At 66.0% G+C, this 18,669-nt stretch carries 16 protein-coding genes; 8 read left to right on the top strand and 8 right to left on the bottom strand.

Annotation, left to right across the window (positions count from 1 at the left end):
• The first annotated feature begins 41 nt into the window (after positions 1–41).
• Both QK287_RS09555 and QK287_RS09550 read left to right on the top strand, forming a co-directional pair.
• Positions 42–968, top strand: coding sequence for an alpha-E domain-containing protein (locus tag QK287_RS09555; protein WP_226762129.1), 927 nt, complete (start codon positions 42–44; stop codon positions 966–968).
• The gene (locus QK287_RS09550; protein ID WP_282359932.1) at positions 965–1,816 is read left to right on the top strand and encodes a transglutaminase family protein; all 852 of its coding nucleotides are present in this window, start codon (positions 965–967) and stop codon (positions 1,814–1,816) included. The genes QK287_RS09555 and QK287_RS09550 overlap by 4 nt, the downstream gene beginning before the upstream one ends.
• Before the next feature lie 90 nt (positions 1,817–1,906).
• On the opposite strand, the gene QK287_RS09545 is transcribed toward QK287_RS09550, so the two are convergent.
• Positions 1,907–2,395, bottom strand: a complete 489-nt coding sequence (locus tag QK287_RS09545; protein WP_226775876.1) for a pyridoxamine 5'-phosphate oxidase family protein — start codon at positions 2,393–2,395, stop codon at positions 1,907–1,909.
• A gap of 169 nt (positions 2,396–2,564) precedes the next feature.
• Between QK287_RS09545 and QK287_RS09540 the strand changes: the two genes are divergently transcribed.
• Positions 2,565–4,265, top strand: coding sequence for a GAF domain-containing sensor histidine kinase (locus tag QK287_RS09540; RefSeq protein ID WP_253033580.1), 1,701 nt, complete (start codon positions 2,565–2,567; stop codon positions 4,263–4,265).
• 43 nt (positions 4,266–4,308) lie between these two features.
• Here QK287_RS09540 and QK287_RS09535 read toward each other — a convergent pair whose 3' ends face one another.
• Positions 4,309–5,037 (bottom strand): response regulator transcription factor, encoded by a 729-nt coding sequence (locus QK287_RS09535; protein ID WP_226775875.1) that lies wholly within the window; start codon positions 5,035–5,037, stop codon positions 4,309–4,311.
• Positions 5,038–5,327: 290 nt separating this feature from the next.
• Between QK287_RS09535 and QK287_RS09530 the strand changes: the two genes are divergently transcribed.
• Positions 5,328–5,780: a universal stress protein gene (locus QK287_RS09530; RefSeq protein ID WP_282359931.1), complete on the top strand. Its 453-nt coding sequence runs from the start codon at positions 5,328–5,330 to the stop codon at positions 5,778–5,780.
• A gap of 38 nt (positions 5,781–5,818) precedes the next feature.
• On the opposite strand, the gene QK287_RS09525 is transcribed toward QK287_RS09530, so the two are convergent.
• From QK287_RS09525 to glgC, 3 genes are all read right to left on the bottom strand, one after another.
• Complete coding sequence (locus QK287_RS09525; protein ID WP_226775873.1) at positions 5,819–6,289, bottom strand: pyridoxamine 5'-phosphate oxidase family protein; 471 nt, start codon at positions 6,287–6,289, stop codon at positions 5,819–5,821.
• 87 nt (positions 6,290–6,376) lie between these two features.
• Positions 6,377–7,840 carry an SDR family oxidoreductase gene (locus QK287_RS09520; RefSeq protein ID WP_226775872.1) on the bottom strand — a complete coding sequence of 488 codons (1,464 nt, stop codon included), beginning with the start codon at positions 7,838–7,840 and terminating at the stop codon, positions 6,377–6,379.
• Positions 7,841–7,912: 72 nt separating this feature from the next.
• Positions 7,913–9,328: a glucose-1-phosphate adenylyltransferase gene (gene glgC, locus QK287_RS09515; RefSeq protein WP_226775886.1), complete on the bottom strand. Its 1,416-nt coding sequence runs from the start codon at positions 9,326–9,328 to the stop codon at positions 7,913–7,915.
• Between the two features lie 95 nt (positions 9,329–9,423).
• On the opposite strand from glgC, the gene glgA reads away from it, so the two are divergent.
• Entirely contained in the window at positions 9,424–10,629 is a 1,206-nt protein-coding gene (glgA, locus tag QK287_RS09510) for a glycogen synthase (protein ID WP_226775871.1), read from the top strand.
• An 85-nt stretch (positions 10,630–10,714) separates the two neighbouring features.
• Here glgA and QK287_RS09505 read toward each other — a convergent pair whose 3' ends face one another.
• Together QK287_RS09505 and QK287_RS09500 are read right to left on the bottom strand one after the other, a co-directional pair.
• A complete protein-coding gene (locus QK287_RS09505; RefSeq protein ID WP_282359930.1) occupies positions 10,715–12,841 on the bottom strand; it encodes an acyl-CoA dehydrogenase in 2,127 nt (708 codons plus the stop codon).
• Between the two features lie 83 nt (positions 12,842–12,924).
• Positions 12,925–13,671, bottom strand: a complete 747-nt coding sequence (locus QK287_RS09500) for a TetR/AcrR family transcriptional regulator (RefSeq protein ID WP_226775885.1) — start codon at positions 13,669–13,671, stop codon at positions 12,925–12,927.
• 68 nt (positions 13,672–13,739) lie between these two features.
• On the opposite strand from QK287_RS09500, the gene QK287_RS09495 reads away from it, so the two are divergent.
• Genes QK287_RS09495 through QK287_RS09485 form a run of 3 tightly spaced genes read left to right on the top strand, consistent with a single transcriptional unit; the run spans position 13,740 to position 17,413 of the window.
• A complete protein-coding gene (locus tag QK287_RS09495; RefSeq protein ID WP_282359929.1) occupies positions 13,740–15,152 on the top strand; it encodes an acetyl-CoA C-acetyltransferase in 1,413 nt (470 codons plus the stop codon).
• Between the two features lie 9 nt (positions 15,153–15,161).
• Positions 15,162–16,502 (top strand): 3-oxoacyl-ACP reductase, encoded by a 1,341-nt coding sequence (locus QK287_RS09490; protein WP_282359928.1) that lies wholly within the window; start codon positions 15,162–15,164, stop codon positions 16,500–16,502.
• A complete protein-coding gene (locus QK287_RS09485; RefSeq protein ID WP_226775867.1) occupies positions 16,499–17,413 on the top strand; it encodes a MaoC/PaaZ C-terminal domain-containing protein in 915 nt (304 codons plus the stop codon). Before QK287_RS09490 ends, QK287_RS09485 begins: the two co-directional genes overlap by 4 nt.
• Positions 17,414–17,490: 77 nt before the next feature.
• Here QK287_RS09485 and QK287_RS09480 read toward each other — a convergent pair whose 3' ends face one another.
• Entirely contained in the window at positions 17,491–18,621 is a 1,131-nt protein-coding gene (locus QK287_RS09480) for an aromatic acid exporter family protein (protein ID WP_226775866.1), read from the bottom strand.
• Positions 18,622–18,669 lie beyond the last annotated feature (48 nt).

Raw genomic sequence — 18,669 nt, 5'->3', positions numbered from 1 at the left:
CCGTCCTTTTTATGTTTCCGATGCGCCGGAGGTAACCGCCCATGCTTAGCCGTATCGCCGAGTCACTGTTTTGGATCGGCCGCTATGTGGAACGGGCCGACGGAACCGCGCGGATCCTGGACGTCCACCTGGAGCGCCTGAATCACCTTCCGATGGAGGAACAGCGCAGCGTCGCGCAGGAGCTCCTTGCCGTGATGGGCGCCCGGGCACAGAGTGAGGACTTCGGCCTCCCCGAACTGCTCAACGCCCTCGCGTACGACAAACAAAGTGCCACGTCGATTGCCGGTTCACTCGGTGCGGCGCGGGAAAACGCCCGCCGGGCCCGGGAAACGGTGTCCTCAGGCCTCTGGGAAAGCCTCAACACGACCTACTACGGGCTCAACCAGCACCGCAAGGACGTTGTGGGCACCTACCGCTTTTGCAACTGGGTGCTGGAGCGGACCGCCATGGTCAGCGGACTCGCGGACACCACGGTCAGCCACGACGAGAGCTGGCAGTTCCTGGTCCTGGGCCGCTCGCTGGAACGCGCGGACATGACAGCGCGGATGCTCTCCACCCGGGACGTCCTTTCGGCCGGCATGTCCTGGGTGAACATGCTCCGCTGCGCCGGTGCCTACGAATCCTTCCTGCGGACCCGCCGGGCGGCTTTCGGCGATCAGCATGCCGCCGAGTTCCTGCTCTTGGACCGGCTGTTCCCCCGGTCCATCGTCTATGCGCTGCGGGACGCGGATGAGTGCCTCGCCATGCTGGACCCTTCGGCCCAGCGCGTTGGCTTTATCAACGACGCCCGCCGGATCGTGGGGCAGGCCCGGACGTTCCTGGAGTTCCACCGGACCGACGACCTGATGTCCGAACTTCCGGAGCACATGGAGCGCGTCCAGAAGGCCGTCTCGCAGGCCTCGGACGCCATTTCCCGTAAGTACTTCAATCAGGCAGACGAACTGGCCTGGGTGGGAGAAGTTTCATGACCCGGCTGAGCATCATCCACAAGACCGCGTACAAGTACAACAAGCGCGTTACGCTCTCGTACAACGAAGCCCGCATGACCCCGCTGACGGACCCCCAACAGGTGGTGCTGGAGTCCTCGCTGAAGGTTTCACCGTCACAGGCGGCCCTGAGCAGTTACCGCGACTACTGGGGCACCCGGGTGACCGCCTTTGACATGCAGATGCCGCACGAGCACCTGGAGGTCCTGTCCACCACAACCGTGGAGGTACACCGGGCGGAGCGGGTCCCGGCGGAGGCGGACATTGTGGGCTGGAAGGTTCTTGGCGCCGCGGAAACGCTCAACAAGTTCAGCGACTGGATTCCGCAGTCCCAGCTCACCGGCCCGGGCGCCGAAGTGCTCGGGATCATCCCCGGCGTGGTGGGGGACCGCAATCCGCACGAGGCGGCGATGGCTGTCTTTGGCTGGATGCGCGGGGAAATGACCTACATGAAGGGCACCACCGGAGTCACCACAAACGCCGAGGAAGCCTGGGGCCAGCGCCAGGGCGTCTGCCAGGACCTGGCGCACCTTGCCATCGGCGCGCTGCGCAGCCGGGGGATCCCTGCCCGCTACGTGTCCGGTTACCTCCACCCGCGCTCGACGGCGGAACTCGGCGAGCCGGTGGCCGGGCAGTCGCACGCTTGGCTGGAGTGGTGGGACGGTGAATGGCGCAGTTGGGACCCCACCAACCACAAACCGGCGGGCGACCTCCATGTCACAGTGGCGAGGGGCCGTGACTACCGCGATGTGGCACCGCTTAAGGGCATCCTGTCCGGCGGCGGAGGCTCAGCACTCAATGTCAGCGTCGAAATCACCCGGCTGGCCTGATTCCCGGCACCCCACCCGGTTGCCCTCTCAGTTGCGGCTGCTCCGGTAGCCCCGGGGTCAGCACAGCCGACGGGCATCCCTGGGGAGGGGCTATTCGAGTCCGGAGCGGGTGGCGTCATCCAGTGGTGTCCACCAGGTCAGGGGCGGAACCACTTTAAACCGGCGTCCGGTCACCGAGTCAGGGGTGATCCGGACAAAGTGTTCCTTTTTGCCCGCTTGCCAGGGGAACAGGAGCAGCCCCACGGTGTCCAGAACCTCCTCCACGTTCTGCACCGGGGCCGCCTGGCCCTTGATCACCACGCTCCACGCGATGCCGCTGTCGGCGTCCACCCCATCTGCCTCCACCGCCACCGGTGTGTCGCCGGTGGCAGCCTGCAGCTTGGTGCCGTCAGCCGTGCGGAAGACCAGGGTACCGTGGTCCACCTTGTAATTAATCGGGAATATGTCGGGATGGCCATCCACCCAGACGGCCAGCCTGCCAACGGTCACGCCGCGTAGCAGCCGCCAGCATTCGTGGTGGTCCAGGTTCTCAACTTCATGTGCCTGCTGGGTTTTTTCCGGCTTCGGGTCAGTACTCATGTCAGCGACCCTACGTCAGGTACTGGGCAGCCGATAGGGCAAAAGGTCACAATCCGAAGCTCCATCGTTGGGCTCCGAGGGCCGATGCGCCAGCATCAGGGTAGTCTGGCATCACCGTCGCCAGCGCGGACGACAGTTGTGTTCGTTGTATCGAATTGGGGCCATGAGCATGCATTCAGCAGGGAACCGTCCGGACCAGACCACCGCCGAGCCAGAGCCCATGATTGACGACACGTTCAAGGGGTTCGTTTCCCGGGCAGAGGAACTGCTCCAGTCCCAGGAACGGATGGCCGGCCTGTTGGAGGCCGTGGTCGCTATTGCCGAGGACCTCAGCCTGGACGCCGTCCTGGAAAGGGTCGTCCAGTCCGCCTGCCGCTTGCTCCGGGCCCGCTTTGGGGCCCTGGGAGTCATCGGCGATGACCGGGCCCTCAGCCACTTCATCACTGTCGGCATCGACGAAGAACTGGCCCACCGGATCGGACCCCTTCCTACCGGGCACGGGGTCCTGGGCCTGCTGATTTCCGATCCCCGCCCGCTCCGCCTTCATGACCTGCGCAGCCATCCTGAATCCTATGGATTCCCGGCGGACCATCCGCCCATGAACTCCTTCCTCGGCGTCCCGGTGCGGGTCCGGGACGTCGTTTTCGGCAACCTCTATCTGACCGAAAAGGAGGACGGCAGCGACTTCACTGCAGAAGACGAGGGTCTCGCCGTCGCTTTGGCGGCCGCCGCGGGGGTTGCCATTGAGAATGCCCGGCTCTACGACGACGCCCGGCGCCGGGCCCGCTGGCTGGAAGCCTGCATGGACGTCTCGGGGCTGATGCTCAGCAATGACCGCGACTACACCTTCGGCGGATTGGACCCCATCGCAAGCCGGGCCCTCCAGGAGTCCGGCTCGCAGCTCGCAATGCTGGTGGCACCCGCTGCCGGCGGCCGAGGCTATCTTGTCGCCGGGGTGGCAGGAGCGAAAAGTGCGCAGTTCTCCGGCCGGTCGCTCACACTGGATTTGCCCTTGCTGGAAAGTGTCCTCGACGGCGGCGAGCCTGTTGTACTCGATGACGCCTCCGCCCTGTTCGGCGGGATCGACGGCGGAATCACCGGCCCGCTGCTGGCGGTGGCGCTGAGCACCCAGGGCGCCCATCACGGACTCCTGATCCTGGTCCGGGACACGGATTCTTTGCAGTACGCCCGGACCGACATCGAGATGGGCGCCGTCTTCGGCTCCCACGTTGCCCTCGCCCTCGAACTGGCCCGCGTGCACCGGCTCCGGGAAGAACTGCTGGTATTCACGGACCGGGAACGCATCGCCCGGGACCTGCACGACCTGGTGATCCAGCGCTTGTTCGCGGCCGGACTGAGCGTCCAGAGCCTGACCCGCTTTACCAAGGACGAACTCGCGACCGATCGGATCCGCACCATCACCGGCGAACTTGACGAAGCGATCCGCAGCCTGCGGGACACGATCTATTCGCTCAAGAGCAGCAGCAGCGAAACCGAGTTGCTGAGCGGACGGATCCGCCGGGTGGCACGCAGCTCGGCGAAGTCCATGCCGTTCGCACCCAGCCTGACCATCACCGGACCGGTGGACGCCGTCACCCCTGATAAAGCGGACAATGTTGTGGCTGTGGTGTCGGAGGGCCTCAGCAACGCACTTCGGCATTCCGGCGCCGACGCCATCTCCGTGTCGGTAGGTGTCGTCAAAGGCAGGGTGACAGTGGTCATCACGGACAACGGAGCAGGCTTCACCGAACCCGGAAAACGCCGGGGTTTGGCCAACCTTGAGGACCGTGCCCGGATGCTGGACGGCAGCTGCACCATCACGAGCGCTCCGGACGCCGGCACCAGCCTTGAATGGTCCGTGCCGCTATAGCAGTAGCCGTCGCGGGCAGTGATCGCGGTTCGAGGCCCGCCGGCTAACGGACGCTGTGGGGTCGGTGTGCTTCCGCGTGGCTTCCTTGCGGTGCCGGCGACGCGGGGCTCGCGATAAACACCGCAGCCTGCGTCCGCCGTTCAAAGCCCAGCTTGGCCAGCAGTGACGAAACGTAGTTTTTGACGGTCTTCTCGGCGAGGAACATCTCCGCTGCAATCTGGCGGTTGGTGAGCCCACCGCCCACCAGCTCCAGTACCCGCCGCTCCTGCGGCGTCAGGGAGGCAGTCCTGGGGTCCACATCTTCGGCCGCCACCAAGCTGTCCACGATTCCGGCGGCGACGCCCTCCGCGAAGAGGGACTCGCCGGCAGCAGCCCGGCGCAGCGCCCCGATCAGGTCAGTGCCACCGATCTCCTTTAGGACATAGCCGCTCGCGCCCGCCAGAACCGCTCCGCGCAGTGCTTGCTCGTCGTCGTAGCTCGTCAGAATAATGCAGTTCAGCGACGGGTCCACCGAACGTACGTCGCGGCAGACCTCAATTCCGGTCCCGTCCGGCAGACGGGCGTCCAGGACGCAGACGTCAGGATGGAGGGCCGGAATGCGCCGGGTCGCCTCGACGGCGGAACCCGAGCTGCCCACCACCAGGAAGCCCTCACCCTCGAGGAGCTCCTGGAGCCCGCGCCGGACGAGTTCGTGGTCATCAAGGATAAAGACCCGGATAACGGCCGGTGCCCCGTCGGCTGCAGTGAGACCTGCGTCTGCCCAGGCAATCATGATTCTCCTGTCCGGCGGCTTATGCTGCCGTGTATGGTGCGGATACTCCGAGGCCCGCTCCGACGATTATGCCGGCGCGGGATTCCCAGACTCCCCATTGTCCGCTCCGGCCGCCGGTTCCGTTCCCAACGACTGCCATTCTTCTCCGTGTCCCGGGACCGGACAAGGGTCCTAGGTCCCGCAGGGACAGTTCCGGCGTGTGTTGCCCATGCCTTTTGGCCCTAGGCGCTGCTGCGGCCAGCAGGTCATGGTAGGCAGGACGTGCCAGTTGTATACCGAAGGGATCTGCCATGACCGAAGCCACCAAAGTCCGGACCATTGTGGTGGGAGTCGACGGTTCCGATGCATCGGTTGAAGCCCTGCGCCAGGCCCAGAGCCTCGCCGCAGCGCTCTCCGCGACGGTTGTGGCGCTGGCCTGCTGGGACGTCCCCCCGGTCTACGACGGATATGTCGCCATGGGCATCGACGACTTCGATGTCCGCGCCGATGAAATCCTGCAGGAAGCCGTGGAGAAGGCGTTCGGGGCGGACATCCCCGCCAACCTCGAAACCCGACTCGTCCAGGGCCACCCCCGCCATACCCTGCTTGAGGCCAGCCGGAGCGCCGAACTGCTGGTGGTAGGGCGCCGGGGCCATGGCGGCTTCGGCGGACTGCTCATCGGTTCGGTCAGCTCCGCCCTGGTGGCACACGCCCACTGCCCGGTGCTGGTGGTCCATTCCCCGGAACCCAAAGCTGCGAGGTAGCGCCCGCAGGCTCCAGCCCGGTGGCAGCTACTCGAAAGCTACTCGAAAGAGGCCCGGCGGGGATCAGAGAGGCGGGTGTTCCACAGATCCGGGTTCCTCACGGTGAACCGGCGACCCGTCAAGGCCTTGGGGGAGAGCCGCACATAGTAGCCCTTGTCGCCCGGCTGCCACGGCTCAAGGAGGCGGGCGTCGACGGCGTCCTTGTCCTCTTGGCTCTCAATCAGCTGCGCCTCGCCGCGGGCAACAACACTCCACGCCTGCTGTTCGTGGGCGTCGTAGCCATCGATCTCAAAGGCGATCGGCTTCGCCGTCATCGCCGCCCAGAGTTTGGTGCCACCGGCGGTGCGAAAGACGATCGAGCGGCGGTCCAGCGCAAAGTTCACCGGAAATATCTCCGGGTGCCCATCCACAATCAGGGCGATCCGCCCCACCACTTCCGTGTCCAGCAGGACCCAGCACTGGTCAATGGACAGCCCGAATTCGGGCGCGGGCGTCGTCTCTGTATTCATGTGCACCAACGTTACTGGCACTGCCGGGAACCCATTAGGGCCATAGGGCCCGGACCCTCCCGGCACCGGCGTGAAACCAGCCCGCGCTCACCACGGACTAGGCTTGTAGTCCTTCAGGAAGACGCCGAACTGGTCCTCGCCGGACTCGCCCACCACAATCGGGTCGTAGACCCGGGCGGCCCCGTCGACCAGATCCAGGGGAGCGTGGAAACCCTCCTCCATCAGGCGGACCTTGGTGTAGTGCGGGCGCTCATCGGTGATCCAGCCGGTATCGACGGCGGTCATCAGGATACCGTCCGCGTCCAGCATCTCCTGGGCGCTGGTCCGTGTCATCATGTTCAGCGCCGCTTTGGCCATATTGGTGTGCGGGTGGCCGGGGCCCTTGTAGGCTCGGGCGAACTGGCCCTCCATGGCACTGACATTGACGATGTACTTCCGCCGGGCGGTTGAGCGTTTCATCGCCCCTCGAAGCCGGCTAACCAGCAGGAACGGCGCGGTGACGTTGCACAACTGGACCTCCAGCATTTCCAGGGGATCCACCTCGTCCAGCACCTGGGTCCAGCTGTTGATACTGGCCAGGTCCGGGACCAGGCCGCCGGCGTCGATGGCGGTGCCGGAAGCGATGCGCTCCAAGGATGCGGAACCCGCGGACAACGCCAGCGAGGTGATGGCGTCTCCAGCCAGCACCGGGTGCTCCAGGACGGTGCTGGCGAGGGCCAGCGGGTGCTTGTCGTGGGCGTGGCCGAAGGTGACTAGTTCCGGGCCGCCATTGGCCGCCTGGAGCGCCGCGGGGAGGGGTTCATCCTCGGCGTCGACGAGCGGCTGATAGGCATTGCCGGAGCGCCGGACGGTTTGGGCTGCGTTGTTGATAATGATGTCCAGCGGACCCGCCGCCTCGAGCGAATCGGTCAGTGCCATCACCTGGGAGGGGTCGCGGAGGTCAATCCCAACGATCCTGAGCCGGTGCAGCCATTCGCTGCTGTCTTCCATCGCGGCAAAGCGGCGGGCAGCGTCCTTGGGGAAACGGGTGGTGATGGTGGTGTGGGCGCCGTCGCGGAGCAACCGCAGCGCAATGTACATACCAATCTTCGCCCGGCCGCCGGTCAGCAGGGCTGCGCGTCCGGTCAGGTCGGTCCGTGCGTCCCGCTTACTGTGGCTGAAGGCGGCGCAATCAGGGCACAGCTGGTGGTAGAAAGCATCCACCTGGGTGTAATGCTGCTTGCAGATATAGCAGGGCCTGGATTTGATCAAGTGCCCGGCAATCTCGCCGGTGGCCGAGGGCGCGAGTTTGTTACCGCGGGTTTCGTCGTCGATCCGGTCCGGGGCCGCCGTAGCGGTCTGTGCGATCACGGCACGGTCCGCTTCGGCGATCATGTCCCGCTTACTGACCCGGCGGTGCCGCTTCACGGCCTTGAACATCTTCCCGGTGGCGCGGCGCACCGAGACGTAGTCCGGGTGCTCCTCGTCGTAGACGTGGATGCTGTTCAGGACCTTTAGGCAGGCCCGGATTTCCTCGGGAGTCAGATCGGACGGCACATCGGGAGAGCTCATTGCCCCAATTTTACAGCCTGACGGGAGCCCGGACCGACGCCGGTACCGGGCTCCCGGCGCAGCAGCGCCGGATCAGTGGGCTTCGGTCGGCTGTGGAGCAGCCACGCCCACCGCGGCAGCCTGCACTTCGGCTACCTTGTGCACGGATTCACGAAGCGCGGGCCAGTTTTCCGTGGCAGCCTTGACTGCGTTCGGCACCAGGATCAGGTTGGCGGCGGCCAGGGCGCGTTCAGCTTCGCCGGGTTCGGGAACATGCTGGCCCTTCGACAGGACAGTGATGCCGGAGTCTGTGACTTTGAATCCGCGGGCCCGGTCCAGATCGTGGTCGAGGCCGATCGCGGCACCCGCCGGGACCTTGACGTTTTTGTCGATGATGGCGCGCTTGACGACTGCGCCGGAGCCAATGGTGACCTTATCCATCAGCACCGAGTCGAGGACCCGGCTGGAGGTGCCGACGTAGACGTCGTTGGAGAGAACTGAGCCCTCCACGATGCCGCCGGAAATCACGGTGCCGCTGGCAACGATGGAATCCATCGCTGTGCCGACAGTGTTTTTCTGGCCGCGGACGAACTTGGCCGGCGGGGAAATGCTTTGCCGCGTGTAGATCGGCCATTCGGAGTTGTACAGGTTGAATACTGGAACGGGAGAGATAAGGTCCATGTGCGCATCGTAAAACGAGTCGATGGTGCCCACGTCGCGCCAGTAGGTGCGGTCGCGTTCCGTGGAGCCCGGGATCTCATTCAGGGTGAAGTCGTAGACGCCGGCTTCGCCCTGGTCAACGAAGTAGGGAATGATGTCCCCGCCCATGTCGTGTTTGGTATCAAGTCGCTCGGCATCGAGGTGCAGGGCCTCGACCAGGGCGTCGGTGCTGAACACGTAGTTGCCCATGGAGGCGAGGAACTGGGTGGGGTCGGCGGCGAGCCCCGGGGTGGTGGCGGGCTTCTCGACGAACGCGGCAATCTTCCCCGGATTATCCGGGTCCACTTCGATCACACCGAACTGGTCGGCCATGTGCAGCGGCTGTCGTACGGCGGCCACTGTGGCCTTGGCGCCGCTGGCGACGTGCTGGTCGACCATTTGCCCGAAGTCCATCCGGTATACGTGGTCTGCACCGACGACGACGACGATGTCGGGATTGGCATCCTGAATGAGGTTCAACGACTGGTAGATGGCGTTCGCGCTGCCGAGGAACCAGCTTTTGCCCACTCGCTGCTGCGCCGGGACGGAGGCGATGTAGTTGCCCAGCTGGGTGGACATCCGCCAGGTTTCGGAAATGTGACGGTCCAGGCTGTGCGACTTGTACTGCGTCAGCACAACGATCTGCAGATAGCGGGAATTGACCAGGTTGGATAACGCAAAGTCAATCAGGCGATAACTCCCGGCAAAGGGCACGCCGGGTTTGGCCCGGTCCGCCGTCAATGGCATAAGCCGGTTACCCTCGCCACCGGCAAGGACAATGGCCAAAACTTTCTTATTCGGCATAGTGATCGCTCCTGAACGCCTTTGTACTTCCACAAACAGTCCGGCTCGCCCGAACGTCTTCACACTAGATCAGTTCCACCGTAACGACTACCTTGGAGTTTGTGCGTATAGACATTGTGACCAAAGAATTCCCGCCCGAAATCTATGGCGGCGCCGGGGTCCACGTGGCCGAGCTCAGCCGTGTGCTGGCCCGGCACGTGGATCTGCAGGTTCGCGCCTTCGGCGCGGCCCGTGAACCCGACTATCACGGCGCGAGCGTCACGTCGTACGCCGTGCCCGGGGATCTGGGCACGGCGAACGCTGCGCTGCAGACCCTCGGAGTGGATTTGCGGATTGTGCCGGATATTGCCGGCGCCGACATCGTGCATTCACACACCTGGTATGCCAACATGGCCGGGCACATCGCCTCGTTGCTGCACGGCATTCCACACGTGCTCAGTGCCCACAGTTTGGAGCCGCTGCGCCCGTGGAAGGCCGAGCAGCTTGGCGGCGGCTACGCCGTGTCCTCCTGGGTGGAAAAGACTGCCTACGAGGCCGCAGCCGCCATCATCGCAGTCTCCGAGGGCATGCGCCAGGACATTCTGCGCAGCTACCCGGAGGTGGACCCCGCCAAGGTCAAGGTAGTGCACAACGGCATCGATGTGAGCCTCTGGAACCGGGACGAAGGAGAGGACGTCGTCCGCGCCCTGGGGATTGACCCGGCACGGCCGAGCGTAGTCTTCGTCGGCCGCAATACCCGCCAGAAGGGCGTGCCCTACCTGCTTCGCGCGGCCGCCAAACTGCCGGCCGACGTGCAGCTGGTGTTGTGCCTTGGTGCCGCAGACACCCCCGAGCTTGCCGCCGAGACCTCCCGCCTGATCGCGCAGCTGCAGACCCAGCGCAGCGGTGTGATCCTGGTGGAGCGGATGTTGCCGCGCAACGAGCTGATCCAGGTGCTCAGCCACGCCACTGCTTTTGCCTGCCCGTCCATCTATGAGCCCCTTGGCATCGTAAACCTTGAGGCCATGGCTTGCGGTGCCGCCGTGGTGGCCAGTGCCACCGGCGGAATCCCGGAGGTGGTACAGCACGGCGAGACCGGACTGCTGGTGGACATCGAGCAAGTCACGGACGGGACCGGCACTCCGCTGGATCCGGAGAAATTTGTCACCGAATTCGCTGCCGCGCTGACCGAAGTTGTCACCGATCCCGCCCGGGCCCGCGCCATGGGCCAGGCCGGCCGGCGCCGCGCCGAAGAACACTTCTCTTGGGAATCCATCACCGAAACCACTCTTGCGGTCTACCGCTCGGTGCTCCCCACGAACTCCTGACCGCAGGCATCCGGCCACACACCACAACGGCGCCGCCCCCTTGCGGGGGCGGCGCCGTTGTGGTGTTCCGGACCGGGCAGGGACCTTAGGACTTTTTCCCGTGGCCCTTGCGTGCCAAGAGGATCTTCTCGTCCACGGGGGCATCCCCGTTGGCGCGCAGCCTGCGGAAGTACTCGCGGGCCTCATCCTGGCGGACCTTCTCAGCGCCCGTTGCGATCTCAGCGCGGAGGTGTTCCGGCCCGAACCCGAAGGCATCGACCAGGTCCAGGGCATGCGGACGGATCTTCACCAGCAGGCGGTTGATGTAGCCGCCCACGGTCCGGGCGCGCTGCATGGAGAGCCTGCCGTTCATCAGGTACCAGGACAGGTTGTCTTCAATCAGGGCCAGGCCGAAGAGATCGCGCAGCCAGGTCAGGACCTTTCGGGTTCCCGGGTCCGTGACCGTGCCAAGCGCCTCGGTAAAGGCTTCCCACTGCAGCAGCTCGGCGTGCGCCTGGGCGGCTTCGATGAGTTCGTCCTGGTGGCTGTTGAACAGGGCGGCGCCCTGCTGCTGGGGCAGCTTGTTGGCGCCCTTGAGCGCCGCGCCCACCTCGGCAACCATGGTTTGCACCCGGTCGGTCAGCAGTGCGCGCTGGCTGGCTTCGTCCTTAATCGCGATGGCCGCCTTCTGAACCGACCCGGAATCAGCCATAAACTGGGCGACGCCGCGCAGGCCCGTCCGGTGGATGGCGGCCCCCGTGGCCTGGCCCACCACATAGCGGGCGAGCACACCGAAGTTCACGGTGCGGAACTCCTTGGCATAGTCGGCCAGCAGCCGCTTGGCGACCAGCTGCAGCAACACCGTGTTATCGCCTTCGAAGGTGGCGTAGACGTCGAGGTCCGCACGCAGCGAGGCAAAGCGGTTCTCGATCAGGAAACCTGCCCCGCCGCAGGCTTCGCGGCATTCCTGCAGGGTGTCAAGGGCGTGCCAGGTGCTGAGCGGCTTAAGCGCCGCCGCGAGGGTCTCCAGATCCTGGCGATCCTCGTCAGTGTCGGCCCGGCCGGAGAAAACGTCGTCGAACTTCTGCAACAGCTGCTCACTGGCGAAACCGGCGGCATACGTGGTGGCCAGACGGGTGAACAGCCGGCGCTGGTGCCGCTGGTAATCGAGCAGTACTTCCTCATCGGTTGGCGAGGAAGCGTTGAACTGGCGGCGTTCTGTGGCGTACTGGATCGCCGTTTTCAAGGCAAGCTTCGACGCGGTCACGGCGGCACCGTCAAGGGAGACCCGGCCCTGGACCAGGGTGCCAAGCATGGTGAAGAAGCGGCGGCCCGGGCTGGCGATGGGCGAGCTGTAGCTGCCATCGTCATCAACGTTGCCGTAGCGGTTCAGCAGGTGGGTGCGCGGGATCCGGACGCTCGTGAAGTGCAGCCTGCCGTTGTCAATGCCGTTGAGTCCACCCTTGACCCCGTCGTCCTCGCCCCCGATGCCGGGCAGGAATTCCCTGGTTTCGGGATCCCGGAGGTTCATGTAGAAGGCGTGCACACCGTGGTTGACGCCCTGCGTCACCAGCTGGGCGAAGACGACGGCGGCGAGTCCGTCGACGGCGGCATTCCCGATGTAGTCCTTCCACGCGGCCCGGAAGGGCGTGTGGACCACAAATTCCGCGGTGTCCGGGTCGTAGGTGGCTGTGGTGGCGATGCTGGCGACGTCCGATCCGTGGCCGGTCTCCGTCATGGCGAAGCAGCCCGGGATGTCAAGGTTCATAATGCCGGGCAGCCACTTCTTGTGGTGCTCCTCGGTGCCGAGGTGGTTGACGGCGGAGCCGAACAGACCCCACTGGACGCCGGCCTTGATCTGCAGCGAAGGGTCCGCGATAACAAGTTCCTGGAACCCGGCGACGTTGCCGCCGTGCTCGTCGGCGCCGCCGACGGCCGCCGGGAAAGCACGGTGTACGGCGCCGTTCTCCACCAGGATCTTCAGCTGGCCGAAGACACGCCGGCGGTGTTCGGTATGGGTAAGCCCCTCCGTCTTGTGCAGTTCGGGGTGCCCTGCGAGCGCCCGTGCGGTCCGGCGGGTGTCGGCCCACTTTCCCAGCAGCAGCTCGCCGAGCAGTTCAACATCGACGACGGGAGCCGCCATCCCGGTTAAGTTCGCCGGCCGGGCGGACTTGCGCTCCGCAGCAGGTCGGGGCGTGGCAGGGACCGCGTGGCGGTCGGCGAGTTCGGTCATGTCGATTCCTTCTTTGGTTCTGACACTTGGGTTCTAACACTTGAATTCTGGAAAAGTCGGTACTGGAACTGGGGCCGGCCGGCTCACGGTGATGCCGGAGCCGCGCCGGCCGGCGCGGACACAGCGGTGGCCGGGCGGAGCTCCGGGGCTATGCCCAGGCACAGCCAGTCGGTGATCTGGCGTGCCATCGCTTCCTGGCCGGGCTTGGCAGGCGTAGCCGGGCTGGCAAGCCATTGCTCACCGGCGTTTCTGACCAGGCCGATCGCGGCGGTCGGCCAGTACCCGAGTACGGCTTCGCGCCCCGTCGAGTCGCCGAGGTGGCTGTGCATGGGCCGGGCGATCATGCCGCTAATGGCCGCAAAAAAGTGGCCCAGGGCGCCGGCTGCGGGGATGCTGGCGCCCCCGGCATCCGCCTCGCCGGGGGTGTAGCGCGTAACGAAGGTGTAGACGGCGGGGCTTGTCTCCGCCATCTGGAGGTAGGCGGAAACCATCGCAAGCAGTCCTTCGCGGGGCGTCTGGGCTCCCTGCGCGGCTTCCTGGATGCGGCGCTGCATCTGGCTCAGAACCACTTCGCCGACGGCCTGCTGCAACCCTGCCTTGTCCCCGAAGTATCGGTAGAAGACTGACTTCGACGTACCGGCCGCGGCGGCAATGTCCTCCATGGAAGCGTCGCTGCCGAGCCTGTGCACTGCCTTGCGGGCAGCTTTGATCAGCTCCCGGCGCCGCTCCTCGCGATGCGGCTGCCAGCGCGAGGCCCGGCCATCCACGCTGCCGCTGCCGGCGGCGTGGGTGCCGGAGGTACTGCCGCCGGGAAGATCAGGCTGGGGAATGTTCACGATACCCAGCGTATCAGGTACGCTGGGTATCGGTAACCCGCTTTGATCAAAGGAGACAGCCCATGACCGTCGACGGACAGTCCACACCCGGACCGCAGGAACCGACTCCCGCAGCCACGGCGCCGGCAGGAGGCACAGCGGGAATCGCCACCGCCCCCGCCGCGCGCACGGCGGCGCCGCAGCTCCGCAAGGCGGTCATCGTGGGCGGAAACCGCATCCCCTTTGCCCGGACCGGTGGCGCGTACACCAAGTCCTCCAACCAGGACATGCTGACGGCGGCGCTGGACGGGCTGATCGCACGGTTCGGCCTCCAGGACGAACGCATCGGTGAGGTAGCTGCCGGAGCCGTACTCAAGCACTCCCGTGATTTCAATCTGACCCGTGAAGCCGTGCTTGGCTCCGCACTGTCCGCAGAGACCCCCGCCTATGACGTGCAGCAGGCCTGCGCCACCGGACTGGAAACGGTCCTCGGCCTGGCCAACAAGATTAAGCTCGGCCAGATCGATTCGGCCATCGCCGGCGGCGTCGACTCCGCCTCTGACGCTCCGATTGCCGTCAGCGAGGGACTGCGCGAAGTGCTTCTTGACCTCAATCGTGCCAAGACGCTGCCCCAGCGCCTGCAGGTCCTGAGCCGGCTCCGGCCCAAGGATCTCACCCCGGACGCCCCCGGCACCGGCGAACCGCGCACCGGCCTGTCCATGGGCGAACACCAGGCGCTCACCACCGCGCAGTGGAAGGTCACACGGGAAGCGCAAGACGAACTGGCTTTTAACAGCCACCGCAACCTGGCCGCTGCCTACGACGCGGGCTTCTTCGATGACCTGCTCACTCCGTATCGCGGCCTTACCCGCGACTCGAATCTGCGCTCCGACACCAGCCTGGCGAAGCTGGCCACGCTCAAACCCGTTTTCGGCAAAAACCTTGGCACAGCGGCAACCATGACGGCCGGCAACTCCACCCCGCTCACTGACGGCGCCTCGACAGTCCTGCTCGCCGCCGAGGAATGGGCCGACGCCCACGACCTGCCCAAGCTGGCTACCGTCGTCGACGGCGAAGCGGCGGCCGTCGACTTTGTGCACGGCAAGGACGGGCTCCTGATGGCGCCGGCCTTCGCCGTTCCCCGCCTGCTGGCCCGTAACGGACTAAGCCTTGCGGACATTGACTTCTTCGAGATCCATGAGGCTTTCGCCGGCACCGTACTGAGCACCCTGGCCGCGTGGGAAGACGAGGAATTCTGCCGTACCCGGCTGGGCCTGGACGGCGCCTTCGGCAGCATTGACCGGTCCAAGCTCAACGTTAACGGATCCTCCCTCGCCGCCGGCCACCCGTTCGCCGCCACCGGCGGACGAATCGTCGCCACGCTCGCGAAGATGCTCCACGCCAGGGGCCCGGTTAATGGCCGTCCCGCCCGCGGACTCATTTCCATCTGCGCCGCCGGCGGCCAGGGCGTCGTCGCTATTCTTGAATCTCACTAGGGGGATCCCATGCCTGATAAATACACCGCACTGGTGAGCCGGGGGCTCGGCCGGGACATCGCGCGCAAACTTGGCCTGCCACAGCCGGTGGTTCTGCGGCGCTACACACCGGGGCAGCCGTTCGTGAGCGGCCCTGTTCTGGTCCAGGGTACCGGCAGCGGAGCAGACGATCTCGCGTCGATCCTGCTGTCCTGGAATCTCGATGTTCGCCGTCACGCGGTTCCCAAGGAGAAGCTTGGCGCCATCATCCTGGTCCTCGATGGGCTGACCCGGCCGGAGGACCTCGAGAAGCCGGTCCTCACGGCAGCCGCCTCGCTCCGGGACCTGGCCGCTCACTCGCGCGTCATCACCGTTTCCCGCACCGCGACCGCCAACGCGGACCCCGCCGCCGCGGCGGCCCGCCAAGGCGTCGACGGTCTCCTGCGCTCGCTTGCGAAGGAGCTCCGTGCCGGTGCAACGGCCAACGGGATCCTGCTGTCCGGGGACGCCCGGACCACCAGCCCCAGCGCCCTCGGCGCGCTCCGGTTCTTCCTCTCCGGCCGTTCGGCGTTCATCGACGGACAGTTTCTGACCGTGAGCAGCACCGAAGGGCAACTGCCGGCCGACGCGGAGAAGCCGCTGGCGGGCAAGGTCGCCGTCGTGACCGGAGCCGCGCGCGGAATCGGCGCTGCGATTGCGCGTACCCTCCACCGTGACGGTGCCACAGTCGTAGCCGTTGATATCCCGGCGGCCGGGGATCACCTCGCAGCAGTCGCCAACGAAGTGCACGGCACGGCGCTGCAGCTGGACATAAGCGGCGCGGACGCCGGTCAGCGCATTATTGACCACGCCGTGGAACGCCACGGGCGGCTGGACATTGTTATCCACAACGCCGGCATCACCCGGGACAAGCTGCTGGCCAACATGGACCAGGGCCGCTGGAACTCCGTCATCGGGGTCAACATCGCCGCGCAGCTGCGGATCAATGCGGCACTGCTCGCCTCCGAACACTTTCGGAGCGCACCGCGGATTGTCTCCGTCGCGTCCACCAGCGGGATTGCCGGCAACCGCGGCCAGACCAACTACGCCGCCTCGAAGGGTGGCGTGATGGGAATGGTCCGGGCGACGGCCCCGCTGATCGGCACGCACGGCGGCTCCATCAACGCCGTTGCTCCTGGTTTTATCGAAACGGAGATGACCGCCAGGATCCCGTTTGCCACCCGCGAGATCGCGCGCAGGCTCAACTCGCTCCAACAGGGCGGCCGGCCGGGCGACGTGGCCGAGGCTATCGCGTTCCTGGCCAGTGACGCGGCCGGCGGCATAACCGGTGAGGTACTGCGCGTCTGCGGGCAGAACCTGGTGGGGGCATGAACCCATCACGGCCGCTCATCCTGGGGGAGTTGCCGTCACTGTCCAAGCTGTACGTCAACGCTGCGGCCACCGCTGCCCGACGACGGGTGTTGGGCACCCATGCCGGCGCCGGACTCCCCGAGACACAGCACGAGGTTCGCGGCGTCACGGCGGCGGTGGAAAACCTCACGGCCTATCAGCACCTGATCGGTGAGACCGCCAGCGACATCCTGCCGGCCGGATTTGTCCACGCGCTGTCCTTCCCGCTGGCAATGAGCGTTATGAACCGGGATGATTTTCCCCTGCCGCTGCTGGGGATGATCCACCTGGAGAACCGGGTAGTGCAATCCGGGCCGTTGCGTTTCACCCAGGCCCTGGACATCCGTTCCTGGGCGGAGAACCTGAGGGGGCACCGCTCAGGGACCCAGCTGGATCTCGTCACCGAGGTGCGCAGCGCGGGGGAGGACGCTGTGAGCTGGCGAGGTGTTTCGACGTACCTGGCGAAAGGGGTGTTCCTGCCGGGAATCGACAAGCCCACGGCCGCTCCGGTTCCGGCCGTTTTTGCGGCACCGAATCCGACCGCGCTATGGCAGCTGGGCGTGGACACGGGACGCGCGTACGCTGCCGTGTCCGGCGACTTCAACCCGATCCACCTGAGCGTCCTCTCGGCCAAGGCCCTGGGGCTGCGCCGGTCGATAGCACACGGCATGTATCTGGCGTCGAGGGCGCTTGCGGACGTGGGCGCCGCGAAGGCCGACGGATTCAGCTGGGAGGTTTCGTTTGAAGCGCCGGTTTTCCTGCCGGCCCGCGTGGCCCTTGAGATCGGGACCGGCCACACCGATGACGGGGCGTGGCGGCGCTCCGACTTCGTCGCCTGGAACCCGCGTACCGGACGCAAACACTTCAGCGGCTCGGTTGCTGCCCTGCCGTAGCGCCGCGGCAACCAGCGACGGCCGCCTTCGCCCCGGTCCGGGGCGAAGGCGGCCGTGCGGGATGCGAATGCCGGACGCTATGCCTGGTTCGCGAAAGCCCTCGCCACACGCAGCATCCGGTGCAGGCTCAAAAGGATCGATTCGACGGCACTGGGGCCCTCAGTTTGCACGTCCTCGGCGCCGAGGCGCGCCGTCAGGGACTTGACGGCGGCGTCGGCTTCTTCACTTAGTTCCGACTGGCGTTCCGGTTCCTCCTCCTGGAGTGCGCGCAGCACGTCGCCGACCGCAAACATGGCGTCGGCGAGTGGTGCTGCGTATTCATCCGGCACCACAAAGGGCGTGTCCGTGGCCCAAATGACATCCGAGAGCACCTGCGTCACGTCCTGGACGTGGAAGGTCACCCGCTCCAGGTCCCTCAGGTTGCGGTAGTCCCGCTCGATATCCCGCGGATGGAGCCTGCGCCTCGGGTTGGCGCGCCGGCTTGCATCGGCCTTCTCCACGGCCAGCCGAACGGAGCGGACGGACGCTTCAAGGGTGTCGGACTGCCGGGACCACTCTTTGTGCTCCGGCGGCCAACTCTCCTTTAATGCCTTTGCCATGTCGCTGAGCTGACTGGCGAGTGCCAGCCGGAGTTCGGCAATACTAAGCTCAGCGGCGCGGAAGTGCAGCGGCGGGAAGACCAGCAGGTTCACCAGGATGCCCACGCTGACCCCGGCTCCCATCTGGAGGAGATACCCGAAGGAGAACTGGTCCGGGTCGTGGCCGCCGACCAGCAGGACAAGCAGCGCGGCCGTCGGAATCCAGTCCCGGCCAGCGCCGAGCTTCGGCAGCCCCGCCAAAACAACGCCGAGGGCCATCACCAAAGCGACTGTCAGCGGCGTGGGACTGCCGCGCAGGAACAGCACAAAGGCCAAGCCAATGCCGATGGCAAGCCCCACCAGCGTCTGCACACCTTGCCGCATGGAGCCCGCAACGTTTTCATACATCACCACCAGGGCTCCCAGCGGCGCGTAATAGGGGTAATTGGCGGCCGAGCCCGGCATCAGGGGAGCTATGGCGAACGCAATGCCCGCGGCGAGTCCGGCTTTTACCGCCAGCTGCAATCGGGGCCACAGCAGCACAACGGAAGCGTTGCTGGCCACTACCCCCCAAGACCGCCGGAACAGCGAGGGGCGCCCGGCCTGGGTGGCCTCTTCTGTAGTTGTCATCAGAACCCACCCTAGGGCGGTGGTATTGCTGCTACAACTGGAAGAACG

Origin of the sequence: Arthrobacter sp. AL05, from assembly GCF_029960715.1 — a bacterium.
Taxonomy (GTDB): Bacteria; Actinomycetota; Actinomycetes; order Actinomycetales; family Micrococcaceae; genus Arthrobacter.
This window is presented reverse-complemented; position numbering and strand designations above follow the sequence as displayed.

What these genes read in the sequence shown, in the direction of transcription:
- QK287_RS09555 (WP_226762129.1), top strand. Translation starts at nt 42, where the DNA reads ATGCTTAGCCGTATCGCCGAGTCACTGTTTTGGATCGGCCGCTATGTG.
- QK287_RS09550 (WP_282359932.1), top strand. Translation starts at nt 965, where the DNA reads ATGACCCGGCTGAGCATCATCCACAAGACCGCGTACAAGTACAACAAG.
- QK287_RS09545 (WP_226775876.1), bottom strand. Translation starts at nt 2,395, where the DNA reads ATGAGTACTGACCCGAAGCCGGAAAAAACCCAGCAGGCACATGAAGTT.
- QK287_RS09540 (WP_253033580.1), top strand. Translation starts at nt 2,565, where the DNA reads ATGCATTCAGCAGGGAACCGTCCGGACCAGACCACCGCCGAGCCAGAG.
- QK287_RS09535 (WP_226775875.1), bottom strand. Translation starts at nt 5,037, where the DNA reads ATGATTGCCTGGGCAGACGCAGGTCTCACTGCAGCCGACGGGGCACCG.
- QK287_RS09530 (WP_282359931.1), top strand. Translation starts at nt 5,328, where the DNA reads ATGACCGAAGCCACCAAAGTCCGGACCATTGTGGTGGGAGTCGACGGT.
- QK287_RS09525 (WP_226775873.1), bottom strand. Translation starts at nt 6,289, where the DNA reads ATGAATACAGAGACGACGCCCGCGCCCGAATTCGGGCTGTCCATTGAC.
- QK287_RS09520 (WP_226775872.1), bottom strand. Translation starts at nt 7,840, where the DNA reads ATGAGCTCTCCCGATGTGCCGTCCGATCTGACTCCCGAGGAAATCCGG.
- QK287_RS09505 (WP_282359930.1), bottom strand. Translation starts at nt 12,841, where the DNA reads ATGACCGAACTCGCCGACCGCCACGCGGTCCCTGCCACGCCCCGACCT.
- QK287_RS09495 (WP_282359929.1), top strand. Translation starts at nt 13,740, where the DNA reads ATGACCGTCGACGGACAGTCCACACCCGGACCGCAGGAACCGACTCCC.
- QK287_RS09490 (WP_282359928.1), top strand. Translation starts at nt 15,162, where the DNA reads ATGCCTGATAAATACACCGCACTGGTGAGCCGGGGGCTCGGCCGGGAC.
- QK287_RS09485 (WP_226775867.1), top strand. Translation starts at nt 16,499, where the DNA reads ATGAACCCATCACGGCCGCTCATCCTGGGGGAGTTGCCGTCACTGTCC.
- QK287_RS09480 (WP_226775866.1), bottom strand. Translation starts at nt 18,621, where the DNA reads ATGACAACTACAGAAGAGGCCACCCAGGCCGGGCGCCCCTCGCTGTTC.